This window comes from Streptomonospora sediminis (assembly GCF_054778995.1).
In genome coordinates this window covers 277272-289095 of sequence record NZ_BAAGYZ010000005.1, presented here as the reverse complement: position 1 = coordinate 289095, position 11824 = coordinate 277272, and the positions used below count along the sequence as shown (strand labels likewise).

Annotated in this window: 13 protein-coding genes; 10 read left to right on the top strand and 3 right to left on the bottom strand. The window is 72.2% G+C overall.

The features are described 5' to 3' along the window. Positions 1–4: 4 nt before the first annotated feature. Positions 5–988, top strand: a complete 984-nt coding sequence (gene hemB, locus ACYVD5_RS01895; RefSeq protein WP_460999087.1) for a porphobilinogen synthase — start codon at positions 5–7, stop codon at positions 986–988. Positions 989–1088: 100 nt separating this feature from the next. Next, positions 1089–1751: a bifunctional DNA primase/polymerase gene (locus ACYVD5_RS01890; protein WP_460999086.1), complete on the top strand. Its 663-nt coding sequence runs from the start codon at positions 1089–1091 to the stop codon at positions 1749–1751. Between the two features lie 64 nt (positions 1752–1815). Here the strand turns inward: ACYVD5_RS01890 and ACYVD5_RS01885 are convergent, their stop codons facing one another. Together ACYVD5_RS01885 and rraA are read right to left on the bottom strand one after the other, a co-directional pair. Beyond that, complete coding sequence (locus tag ACYVD5_RS01885; protein WP_460999085.1) at positions 1816–2364, bottom strand: hypothetical protein; 549 nt, start codon at positions 2362–2364, stop codon at positions 1816–1818. A gap of 67 nt (positions 2365–2431) precedes the next feature. Further along, on the bottom strand, positions 2432–2932 hold the full coding sequence (rraA, locus tag ACYVD5_RS01880; protein ID WP_460999084.1) for a ribonuclease E activity regulator RraA: 501 nt from the start codon (positions 2930–2932) through the stop codon (positions 2432–2434). A gap of 131 nt (positions 2933–3063) precedes the next feature. Between rraA and hemL the strand changes: the two genes are divergently transcribed. From hemL to ACYVD5_RS01860, 4 genes are all read left to right on the top strand, one after another. Continuing rightward, positions 3064–4353 carry a glutamate-1-semialdehyde 2,1-aminomutase gene (hemL, locus tag ACYVD5_RS01875; RefSeq protein ID WP_460999083.1) on the top strand — a complete coding sequence of 430 codons (1290 nt, stop codon included), beginning with the start codon at positions 3064–3066 and terminating at the stop codon, positions 4351–4353. A gap of 259 nt (positions 4354–4612) precedes the next feature. Next, positions 4613–5248, top strand: coding sequence for a histidine phosphatase family protein (locus ACYVD5_RS01870; protein WP_460999082.1), 636 nt, complete (start codon positions 4613–4615; stop codon positions 5246–5248). Positions 5249–5671: 423 nt separating this feature from the next. Then, a complete protein-coding gene (locus tag ACYVD5_RS01865; RefSeq protein WP_003948845.1) occupies positions 5672–5770 on the top strand; it encodes a 30S ribosomal protein bS22 in 99 nt (32 codons plus the stop codon). 155 nt (positions 5771–5925) lie between these two features. After that, on the top strand, positions 5926–6939 hold the full coding sequence (locus ACYVD5_RS01860) for an NAD-dependent epimerase/dehydratase family protein (protein ID WP_460999081.1): 1014 nt from the start codon (positions 5926–5928) through the stop codon (positions 6937–6939). A 77-nt stretch (positions 6940–7016) separates the two neighbouring features. Here the strand turns inward: ACYVD5_RS01860 and ACYVD5_RS01855 are convergent, their stop codons facing one another. Continuing rightward, a complete protein-coding gene (locus ACYVD5_RS01855) occupies positions 7017–7943 on the bottom strand; it encodes an HAD family hydrolase (protein ID WP_460999080.1) in 927 nt (308 codons plus the stop codon). Between the two features lie 186 nt (positions 7944–8129). Here ACYVD5_RS01855 and ACYVD5_RS01850 point away from each other — a divergent pair, with 186 nt between their 5' ends. The 4 genes from ACYVD5_RS01850 to ACYVD5_RS01835 all read left to right on the top strand — a co-directional run bounded on the left by ACYVD5_RS01850 (position 8130) and on the right by ACYVD5_RS01835 (position 11731). Then, on the top strand, positions 8130–9380 hold the full coding sequence (locus ACYVD5_RS01850) for a putative quinol monooxygenase (RefSeq protein WP_460999079.1): 1251 nt from the start codon (positions 8130–8132) through the stop codon (positions 9378–9380). Between the two features lie 305 nt (positions 9381–9685). Next, positions 9686–10384: an LmeA family phospholipid-binding protein gene (locus ACYVD5_RS01845; RefSeq protein ID WP_460999078.1), complete on the top strand. Its 699-nt coding sequence runs from the start codon at positions 9686–9688 to the stop codon at positions 10382–10384. A gap of 346 nt (positions 10385–10730) precedes the next feature. Then, complete coding sequence (locus ACYVD5_RS01840) at positions 10731–10988, top strand: thioredoxin family protein (RefSeq protein ID WP_460999250.1); 258 nt, start codon at positions 10731–10733, stop codon at positions 10986–10988. 317 nt (positions 10989–11305) lie between these two features. Beyond that, complete coding sequence (locus ACYVD5_RS01835) at positions 11306–11731, top strand: DUF4395 domain-containing protein (protein ID WP_460999077.1); 426 nt, start codon at positions 11306–11308, stop codon at positions 11729–11731. Positions 11732–11824: the final 93 nt, after the last annotated feature.

The window sequence follows — 11824 nt, the reverse complement described above, 5'->3', positions numbered from 1 at the left end:
TGCAATGACCGCCCAGTACCCCGCGGCCCGCCCGCGCCGGCTGCGCCGCACGCCCGCCCTGCGGCGGCTGGTCGCCGAGACCCGGCTGCGGCCCGAGGAACTCATCCTGCCGATGTTCGTCAAGGAGGGCATCGCCGAGCCCAACCCGGTGGGTTCCATGCCCGGTGTCGTCCAGCACACCCGCGACAGCGTCCGCAAGGCCGCCGAGGAGGCCGCCGCGGCCGGTGTCGGCGGACTCATGCTGTTCGGCATCCCCGAGGCCAAGGACGAGCGCGGATCGGGCGCCGATGATCCGGACGGCGTGGTCCAGCGGGCACTGGCCGACCTCTCCGCCGACCTCGGCGGCGACATCGTGATCATGGCCGACCTGTGCCTGGACGAGTACACCTCGCACGGCCACTGCGGCCTGCTCACCCCCGCGGGCGAGGTCGACAACGACTCCACGCTGGAGCGCTACGCCGCCATCGCCGTGGCCCAGGCGGCCGCGGGCGTCGACGTCGTGGCGCCCAGCGGGATGATGGACGGCCAGGTCGCCGCCATCCGCGCCGCCCTCGACTCCGCCGGATACACCGAAGTGGCGATCCTGGCCTACGCCGCCAAGTACGCCTCGGCCTTCTACGGGCCCTTCCGCGAGGCGGCCGAGGGCGCACCGCGGTTCGGCGACCGCAACGGCTACCAGCAGGACCCCGCGAACGCGTTGGAGTCGCTGCGCGAGGTGGAGTTGGACATCGCCGAAGGCGCCGACATGGTCATGGTCAAACCCGGGCTGGCCTACCTGGACATCATCGCCAGGGTGGCCGGCCAGGCAACGGTCCCGGTCTCGGCGTACCAGGTCAGCGGCGAGTACGCGATGGTCGAGGCCGCGGCCGAGAAAGGCTGGCTGGACCGGGAGCGGGTGATCCTGGAGACCCTGCTCTCCTGTCGCCGGGCCGGCGCCGCACAGATCTTGACCTACTGGGCGGCCGAGGCGGCGCGAATGCTCCGCTGAGCGGGGAACCTCCGTTTCCCCGCCGGATCGCGGTCGAGGCCGGGGGATGCGGAAGCACCACTGGCATCGACCGGCGATAAGGGAAACGGGGAGGCAAAACGTGGCCGAGGTCCTGCAACGGCGGAAACGCCGCCGGCCGGTGGACGGCATGCTGAGCGCGGCGCAGCGCTATGCGGCGCTCGGGTGGCCGGTGTGCCGCGGTGCGGCGCCATCGGGTGCGGGCGGGCGCGCCTGCGGCTGCGACCGGGTGGGCTGCCCCGACCCCGGCGCCCACCCCGTGTCGGCCACCTGGGGGATCGAGGCCACCACCGACCCCGCCACCATCACCCGGTGGTGGAGCGCGACCCCCGACGCCAACGTCATCCTGCCCACCGGGCGGGTCTTCGACGTGTTCGACGTTCCGGCGGGGGCGGGTGTCATGGCGCTGGCCCGCATGGGCCGCGCCGGCGTGCACACCGGCCCGGTCGCCGCGGTCGAGGCCCAGCGCTACCTGTTCTACGTGGCCACCCGTTCACCGGTCGACGAGGACGAATGGTGGTCCTGCCACCTCGACTGCGTCCCCGAGACCGTCGAGGACACCCCGGGCCTGCGCTGGCACTGCCGCGACAGCTACGTGCTGGCCGCGCCCTCCATGCTGCCCTCGGGCAACCCGGTGGCCTGGATCCGCGCCCCCCACGAGTCCCTTCGGGAGTCCGACCTGCCCGACCCCATCGCCGTCCTCGACATCCTCGCCGACGCCTGCGAAGAGTTCCTGCCCGCTTGAGCCGGAGCCGGGGGCGGGGCGGGGGCGCAGCGCCGCAGCGCCGCAGCGCCGCAGCGCCGTACGGCTAGGGCCTCGCGGCCACCGAGTGGCGGATGGCCGCCGCCAGTTCCGGCCAGGTGGCGGCCTGCTGCGCCCACTCCGGCAGTCCGCCGGGTGCGGCCGCCGCGCCCCCTCCGCCGGTGAACAGGTAGCGGTGCGGCACCGCGGCGAGGTGGCGCAGTACGTCGAGCCGGTCGTCGACGAAGTGCGTGATGCCCAGCCGCTCGCACACCGGCGCCTTGTCCGCGCGTTCGAGGACGAAGTGCACATGGTCCTCAGCCACGCCGGTGCGCCGGCTGAAACCGTGCAAGGCGAGCCAGCGGAAGGTGCGCTCGGCGGTGGCGGGCTTGGCCTTGGACACCAGGTGCACCCGGTCGCGGAACGGGTCCGACGCCAGGGCGGCGATCGCCTCGAAGGCTCCTGCGACGGCGGGTGTGCGCATCGGGGTCTCGCCGAAGAAGGAGGTGTCCTGGTCCTCGGCCATCCGGTGGATGATCACACCGCCGATGTCGAGGCCCAGCACCGGCGGCCCCACCGCCCCGCCGGTCGCGCGAACCCGCTCCTGCGCCGCCACCCGTCCTCCCGACTTCGGCCCGCCCGCTGTTGCGGCTCCCTGCCCGCCCTCGCCCGCCCCGCGCCCGCTACCCAGGGACGGGGACGTCCAGCTTCTCCTCGCTGATCACGATGCCGTCGTCGTCGCTGTAGAGCCAGGCCTCCGGGGCGAAGACCACGTTGCCGAACGCCACGGGCGCATCCAGTACGCCCGCGCCGGTCTTGGCGGACTTGCGCGGGTTGGCGCCCAGCGCCTTGATGCCCAGGTCGAGCCCTGCCAGTTCGGCGACGTCGCGCACTGCCCCGTTGACGACGACGCCCGCCCAGCCGTTCTCGCGGGCGGCCTTGGCGATGCGGTCGCCCATCAGCGCAGCACGCAGCGACCCGCCGCCGTCGACCACAAGCACCCAGCCTTCGCCGGGTTGGCTGAGCTGCTCTTTGACGAGTTCGTTGTCCTCGTGGCACTTGATCGTGGCTATGGGCCCGTGGAAGGCGCGGCGCGCGCCGAACTGGCGGAACTGCGTCTCGCAGCTCGCCAGCGCGTCGCCGTGCTCGTCGGTCAGGTCGGCGGTTGCGAAGACCTCGGTCATGGCACGTCCTTTGCGGTCGGCAGCCGGTGCCGTCTCAACCTACTTATTGCCGCGCGGGACCCGGAACACAGGGGCGCCCGCTGCGGGGTATCCGGGAACCGGTTCCCCGCTGCGGCTGACACACTTGGAGTGTGGGTACACGAGAGACTTCCGCCGAGCTGTTCCAGCGAGCCAGTGCCGTCGTCCCCGGCGGGGTGAACTCCCCGGTCCGGGCATTCGGTGCGGTAGGGGGCACACCGCCGTTCATGGCATCGGGCCAGGGCCCCTACCTCACCGATGTCGACGGCAACACCTACGTCGATTTGGTGTGTTCGTGGGGACCCCTGATCCTGGGCCACGCCCATCCCGCCGTCGTCGAGGCGCTGACCACCGCCGCGGCCAAGGGGACCTCCTACGGCACCCCGACCGCGGGCGAGGTCGGGCTCGCCGAGGAGATCGCGGCGCGCGCACCGGTCGAGCGGGTCCGGCTGGTCAACTCCGGCACCGAGGCGACCATGTCGGCGATCCGGGTGGCCCGCGCCGCCACCGGCCGCGGCAAGGTGGTCAAGTTCGCCGGCAACTACCACGGCCACGTCGACGCGCTCCTGGCGTCCGCGGGTTCGGGCGTGGCCACGTTCGCGCTGCCGGACTCCCCGGGGGTCACCGGGGCCGGCGCAGCCGACACCGTCGTGCTGCCCTACAACGACATCGCGGCTGTCGAGCGGCTGTTCGCCGAGTCGGGCGAGGACATCGCCTGCATCATCGCCGAGGCGTGCCCGGCCAACATGGGCGTGGTGCCGCCCACGGACGGTTTCAACGCGCGGTTGAAGGAGATCGCCGCGGCCAACGGTTCGCTGCTCGTCCTGGACGAGGTGCTGACCGGGTTCCGCGTCAGCCGTTCGGGCTGGTACGGGCTTGAGGGGGTCGCACCCGACCTGGTGACCTACGGCAAGGTCATGGGCGGCGGCCTGCCCGCCGCGGCGTTCGGCGGGCGCGCCGAGCTGATGGACCTGCTGGCGCCGGCCGGGCCCGTTTACCAGGCCGGCACGCTGTCGGGGAACCCGCTGGCCACCGCGGCGGGGCTCGCCACCCTGCGCAACGCGACCGATGACGTCTACGCGCGCATCGACGCCGCCGCCGACCAGGTCGCAAGCGCCGTGGGCCGCGAGCTGAGCGCCGCGGGCGTCGAGCACCGCGTCCAGCGCGGCGGCAGCCTGTTCACCGTCTTCTTCACCGGCGAGGAGGTCACCGACTTCGACCGGGCCCGCGCCCAGCACCTCGACCGGTTCGCCGCCTTCTTCCACGCAATGCTCGACCAGGGGGTCTTCCTGCCGCCGGCCGCGTTCGAGGCGTGGTTCCTCTCGGCCGCGCACGACGACGCCGCGGTCGACCGCATCCTCAGCGCCCTGCCCCGGGCGGCCCGGGCCGCCGCCGAGGTCTGAACGCGCTGGAAGGGCAAACCCATTGCCGGAACGCCGGAACGGGGGCCGGCCGCATTGATCCGCACTGCGCCGCCCCCGCAACGGGCCGCGGTGCGCCCTGAGGGCGGACTGGCGATAAATTGGGTGCATACCCGGCTGAACGGCGCCGGCTCGACCGCGTCCGGCGCGCGCTCCGCAGCCGCGGGCGAGGACCGCCTGCCGCCTGCTGTCCGCCGCAGCGCCGCCTCGCAACGATCGGAAGGGAATCGGTCGCCCGCCCATGAGTACGACCACCGTTGTCCACCTCCTCAGACACGGGGAAGTCCACAACCCCAACGGAATCCTCTACGGCAGGCTGCCGGAGTTCCACCTGAGCGAGAACGGCGCGGAGATGGCGGGGCTGGTGGCGGAGTGGTTCACCGGACGCGACATCGCGGCCCTGTACTCCTCGCCGCTGGACCGCGCCGCCGAGACCGCCCGGCCGGTCGCCGACGAGTTCGGGGTCTCCATCCGGCTGGACGAGCGGCTGATAGAGGCGGGGAACACGTTCCAGGGCATGGTCCTGTCGTCGCGCTCAGTGCGCGACCTGCAGGTGCTGCGGCGGCTGTACAACCCGTTCCGCCCGTCCTGGGGCGAGCCCTACTCGCGCATCGTCTCCCGCATGGTCGACGTCATCAAGGTGGTGCGCAAGGAGGCGTGGGGGCGCGAGGCGGTGTGCGTCAGCCACCAACTGCCGATCTGGATGGCGCGCCGCGCGGCCGAGCGCAAACGGCTGTGGCACCGCCCGGACCGCCGGCAGTGCAATCTGGCCAGCGTGACCTCGTTGACCTTCGAGGAACACAAGCTGGTCGGCCTGGGCTACACCGAGCCGGCCGCCCGGCTCTACCGCCGCAGGCTGGCCCTGCCCGGGGCTTGAGCAGGCGGGAGCCTGAGCGGAGGGGCCCGATACCGGCGGCCTGAGCAGCGCTGCCGCGCGCCCCGCCGGCAAACCGGGCCTTCCGCGGCCGCCGGGCCCGCAACCGCGGAATTTCCGGTGGCCCGCGCGGTGTTGGACCCGGTGAGCACGTCGGCCGACCGAGGCGGCGTGCCGCATCCGGCCCCGTCCCCAACGGCGCGCAGCGGCAACGCAACCGCCCTCGTGCGCCGACCGTATTGCGTGACGGGGTAGGCTGGTCCATCGGGTGCGGCGTATTTCATCGGCGCGCTAGCGCGCGCCCGTCCCACGGACGGATCCCGCCGCATTCTTCCGCCGGTACCGCCACAGAACGCGCGCTGCCCTATGCGCAGCGGGCGAGGCGTGCCGTCGTGTCATCTGGTCCGCTGGCGAGAGGTGAGCCGCATGGGTTCCGTCATTAAGAAGCGCCGCAAGCGCATGGCGAAGAAGAAGCACCGCAAGCTCCTGAAGAGGACCCGGGTCCAGCGCCGCAACAAGAAGTAGCCGAGAGTTCGGCAGCAGAGGTCGGTCTCTCCGCGGAAACCGTGCGCGGCGGCGGCCATCGCAGTCCCGCTGTGGAGCGGTCGCCGCGGAGGCCTCCTCCCTGCTCTGCCGGCTTTCAGCGGAAAGAACCCCCTCGACTCGTGGAGGCGTGTCAGATGGGCCGCGTTGTACTGGTGACCGGGGTCGCCCGCTATCTGGGAGCCCGGGTGGCCGAGGCCATGGCCGCCGAACCCGGAGTCGACCGGGTCGTGGGTGTCGACACCGCGCCCCCGCGCCACCCGCTCAGGGCCGTCGAGTACATCCTCGCCGATCTGCACGGCGGCGATGTGGGTCAAGCCGTCCTGGATTCCGGTGCCGACACCGTGCTCCACCTGGGGCTCACCCCCGCCGGCGGCAACGCGGGCGGCCGGGCGGCCGCCGACAACGGCCATGTGCTGGGCACAATGCAGCTCCTCGCGGGCTGCAGGCGCTCCGCGGCCGTCACGCGCCTGGTGGTGCGGTCCAACGCCGCTGTCTACGGCCAGAGCGTTGCCGACCCGCTGCTGTGCACCGAGGACCGCGAGCCGCGCAGCATGCCGCGCTCGGCCTACGCGCACAACGCCGCCGAGGTCGAGGAACACACCGGCGCACTGGAGCGCCGCCGCCCTGACCTGTCGGTGGCCGTGCTGCGCTTCGCCAGCTTCATCGGCCCTTCGGTCGATACCCCGCTGACCCGCTACTTCGCGATGCGCTTCGCGCCCACGGTGCGCGGCTACGACCCCCGGATGCAGTTCATCCACGAGGACGACGGTGTCGAAGCGGTCCGCCGGATGGCGCTGGCCGGCGGCGCGGGGGTCTTCAACGTCGCCGGGTCCGGCTCGCTCCCGCTGTCGCAGTGCCTGCGGCGCGTGGGGCGGCGCCGCTTCGCGGTCCCCGAGCGCGGACTGCGCATGCTCGGCGGGCTGGCCCGGCGCGGCGAGCTCGACTACTCGCCCGACCAGTTGCGGCTGCTGTGCTCGGACCGCGTGCTGGATTTCAGCAAGCTGGAGCGCGTGCTGGACTGGTCGCCGGCCTACACCTCGCAAGAGGCGTTCGAGGCGTACCTGACCGCGCGCGCCGGGGGCTCCGCCGGGCACGGCGGCGCGGCCCGCGGCCGCACGCACCGGCCGCGTCCGGCGCTGGGCGCCTGAACCCGTCCGCGGGAGGGCCAACGCAGGTAGGCGGCTGCCACCGCCGGCCGGTGCCGATCAGCGCCGCTCGGCGGCCATCAGCCCCGGTCCGCGCGCCGGCGCAGCGCCCGCATCGCACTGACGGTCACGCCGCCCGCCACCGCGCCGGCCACCGCTGAGGGAACGCCCACCCGCAGTACGGTGCGGTGCCTGCGGAAATCGTGCACCGGCCAGCCCTGGGCAAAGGCGTGGTCGCGCAGTGCGCCGTCGGGGTTGACCGCATTGGGGCTGCCCACGGCGCGCAGCAGCGGCAGGTCGTTGCTGGAGTCGCTGTAGGCCGTGCAGGTGCTCAGGTCGACGCCTTCGTGGTCGGCCAGCGACTCGATCGCGGCGGCCTTGGCCGGACCGTGCAGCAGGTCGCCCACGAGGCGGCCGGTGTAGACGCCGTCGATGGTTTCGGCGACGGTGCCCAGGGCGCCGTCCAGGCCGAGCCGGCGCTTGATGATGTCGGCCAGTTCCACGGGTGTGGCGGTGACCAGCCAGACGCGTTCGCCGGCCCGGAGGTGGCGCTCGACCAGTCGGCGGGTGCCCTCCCAGATCCGGTGGGACATGGTGTCGTCGTAGATCTCCTCGCACAGCCCCACGAGGTCGTTGACGTCGTGCCCGGCGACGAAGGCGAGCGCGGCCTCGCGCGCGGCGTTGATCTGGTGGGACTGTTCGGTGCCGCTGACCCGGAAGACCAGCTGCCCCCAGCCGAAACGCAGCAGGTTGCGCGTGGTGAACAGGTCGCGGGCGGCCAGGCCGCGGGCGAAGTGGTAGATGGAGGCGCCGCGCATCAAGGTGTTGTCGACGTCGAAAAACGCGATGGGGGTGCCCGTGCGGGGCGCCGCCGCGGGTGCCGGCAACGGCCGGGCGTAGGCGTGCTCGGAGCGGCCGGTGCCGCGCCGGCTCCGGGCGGTGGCCGCGGACGCATCTCCGGCGACGGCGGCGCGGGCACGGTCGTCTCGACGGAGATAGCGCCACATGCCTCCGAGCCTAAGACCCTCGCGCGCACGACCGTACAACGAAGCGGAAACCGCTTGATGTCCGGTGAGGTAACTCACAAGTTAAACACCTGATTCACTCCAAAAGGGAGTGATCTCGGCAAATCGGGCGGAGGATTGTCGGATCGGGTTCACGGTTGGGTCTTCGCGTGCACCATCATTAGCGGGATGGTCGAGGTTGGACTGGCATTCGTCTGCGCCTTGGTGGCATGGAGCGCCACCGCGGCGCTCATAGCCCGCGGCACCCGGCGCCCGCGGCTCTTCACGACTGTCTGGGTGGCCGCGGCGGCCATCCTCGCGGTCGCGCTGAGCGCGGCGTTCCCCGGTGCGCTGCTGGACTTCTCCGGCGCCACGTTCCGCATCCTGCAGATCGGTATCGGGCTGCTGGCGCCGCTGCTTACGGCCTGGGGCGCCGTGGAGTACTCGGTCGCATCGGCACGCGGGCGGTTCGGCACGCGCCTGGTGGTGACCACCCTGGGCGTCGTGCCGCTGGTGGTGCTCACCATGGACCGCCTGCGCGGCCGTTTCGACAACGGCTACCCGGTCATGAGCGAGCACTACGACACCATCCCCTCATTCGCCCTGGCGCTGGTGCATACCTTCGCCGCGGTGGCGCTGGTGGTCTGCGCGATCGTGGTGGTGCGGCGGCTCGGCGAACAGCCCCGATCGGCCCGGCACGAACTGTCGGTGCTGGGGCTGATGGCGCTCTCGGTGCTGCTGGAGGTCGTGGTCAGCCGCTTCGGCCTCGGTGTTCTCGGACAATTACTGATGCTCGGCGCGGTCGCCGCCCTTTGGGTCGGCTTCCTGCGGGCCGTAAACCCCCCGCGCGAGCGCCCGAGCCGCCGAGCGGGGCGGGGCCGCTCCAGGGCGGGCGGCGGCCAGGACGGCCAACGCGACGGCGCCGACGACGACGAGGAGGACGGTGTGTGGGGCAGGCGCCGGCGGCGCGACCGCGACGATGACCACGAGTACGACGACGAGCGGGACGGCTACGACGGCCCCGACGAGTACGGCTACGACGACTACGAAAGCGGCGGCCGCGATGGCGCGGGCCGCGGTTCCGGCGGGCCCGCACCGCGCCAGCAGCCGCTGCGCGGCATCATCACCATTTACACGCTGGCCGAAGGCCGCGCCGAGGCCTTCGATGAAGCGGCCGAGGACGTGGTCGACGAGGTCGCCCGGCGCGAACCCGACACCCTGCTCTTCGCCTGCCACACCGTGCCCAGCGCGCCCCTCCAGCGGATCGTCTACGCCATGTACCGCGACGACCTGGCGCTGGAAGAGCACGAGCAGCAGTCGCACGTCATCGAGTTCACCCGCCGCAGCACCGGTGCGGTCGTGGCCACCAACGTGATCGAACTCTCGCTCGCCGGCGCATCGGCGACCGACAACCTGGCCGGCATGCTCATGCCGCGCTAACCTCTGCACCGGCGCGCGAGGCGGTACGGCATCGCCACCGCGGGCCCGGATCACGGCGTTTCCCACGTTGCCTTCGCCGCGTTGCCCTCAACCGCATTTTCCGTCCGCCGCTTGCCTTGTCCGCCTGGGTGCTTCGTCAGAGTTCGCTGGGAGATTCCCCCGGAACCCGGAGTGACGAATCGGGTGAAGTACCCTTCCTTCTAGTACTGAGCCGGGCGCCCTCCGACGCCGCGTGGCGTGCCCGCCGGCCGGACGTCGGAGCCGGGGCGGGGCGCCGGAACCAACAGGAGCGTGCTGGTAGCCCGATGCGTAAGTTCCTCGTCGTTCTGATCTTCGTGCTGATCGTGGTGGCCGTTGCCGACCGCGGCCTGCACTACGCCGCGGAGAGCGAAATCGCCTCCCGCGTTGAGCAGCAGTATGAGATGTCCTCCGAACCGGAGGTCACCATCGGCGGCTTCCCCTTCCTTACCCAGGCGTTCGGCGGCGAGTACGACCGGATCCGCATCGTCACGGGCGCGATCGTCGTCGAAGACGTCCAGTTGGAGCGCGTCGATGTCACCGCCCGGGACGTCAAGGCGCCCCTGTCGGACCTGATGACCCAGCCCAGCGTGGTCGCGGGCACGGCCGAGGCCAAGGTGATGCTGCCCTACAGCGAGCTGCAGAAGCGGCTGCCGGAGGGCATCGTCATCGAGAACGAGAACGGCAAACCGCGCATGTCGGGCGACCTTGCGCTGGGCCAGTACAGCACTCCGGTGACCGCCGACCTGAACGTCTCCGTCGAGGGCGACACCATCGCGGTCACCCCCTCCAACGTCGAGGTCGGGCAGAACCAGCTCGGCAACACGGGACTGGTCGAGGACATGCTCGCGATGCAGGTACCCGTGCCCGAGATGCCGTTCGGGCTGGAGGTCGCCGGTATCGAGGCGCTGCCCAACGGGGTCGAGGTCACCGCCCAGGCCGAGGATGTGCAGCTCGTCGGCGCCGACCCGGCCGTGCAGCGGTAGCGTCGTGGACACGGCCGCGTTGGGTGCCGACACCCTGGCAGGCGGTACCGCCCTTGCGGCGGTGCTGGTCCTCGGTACGGCGATCGGCCTGCTGCGGCGCCGGCGCGACGGCCGCTTCCGCGCGGCCGCCGCACGCGCCGGCCCGCGCTCGCGGCCCGTGGCGACCCAAGCAGCGGCAGAGGAGGCGGTCGGCATGGACGGGGCTCAGGTGCCGCGGCAAGCAGGGCAACCGGATCGGCCCGGGCACGCCGGTCAACCAGGGCGGCCCACAGGCGTCGCGGAGCCGGCGCAGGAGGGCGCGCTCACCGCCGCCGACCTCGGCAGCGGCCTCGGCGAACGCGCGACCCTGGTGCAGTTCTCCAGCGCCTTCTGCCAGCCCTGCCGCGCCACCCGGCGCATTCTCGACGAGGTGGGCGGCATGGTCGAGGGGGTGGCCCACATCGAGGTCGACGCCGAGTCGCACCTGGACCTGGTGCGCCGCCTGGACATCGTGCGTACCCCGACCGTGCTGGTGCTCGACTCCGCCGGCCGGATCTCCCAGCGGGCCAGCGGGCAGCCGCGCAAGGCCGACGTCATCGCCGCCCTCGGCACCGCGATCCCCTGACCGCCGTCTGCCGACCGCGGCTCGGGCGCCGGTCTGCTGCATGGCGCTGCTCAGGCCCCGATCGCGCGCTTGTGAGTGGACCCACCCGTGACATCCATCCGCCCAGCCCGTAGTATTTGACCCGTGAGTTCCCTGACAGAGCCGTTGCTGACCAAGCGGCGCGCCGTGGATTTCTGCCACGTCGCCACCGCGCTCTGTCGTGCTGACCATTAGAGCCGATCGCCCCGGGGCCTGACCCCGCAACGCCGGTCGCTGTGCGCGCTCGTTCGCGCACCGCCCTCGACTCCTTTCAGCACTCACCCGGGTGGGAAGCCACGATGCAGGTCGACCCGCGAGGTCAGCGCTTCGCCGCCGTTATCACCACGGTCGTTCTCGCGCTGGTGCTCGTCACCGGAAATCCATGGCTGCTCGCGGCCCAAGCGCTGGTGTTCGCCATCGCGGTCGCGGGCGGGGTCCGGCGTTCGCCCTACGGATTGCTCTTCGCCCGCTTGGTCCGGCCCCGGCTGGCACCGCCGCAGGAAACCGAGGATCCGGGCCCGCCGCGCTTCGCCCAGGCGGTCGGGCTGGTGTTCGCGCTGATCGGCCTCCTCGGCTACTTCGCCGCGGGGGCATGGCTGGGGATCGCCGCAACGGCGTTCGCGTTGCTGGCCGCCTTCCTGAATGCCGCCTTCGGCCTGTGCCTGGGTTGCGAGATGTACCTGCTGATGCGCCGGCTCGCTCCGGCGAGCCGTACTACCCCGTGACCGCGCCCCGACCGACCCCGACACCCGACGACCAGTACCGCACCGACCGCCCCTGCGGCGGAACACACGACCGAGACAGATGATTCAAGGAGG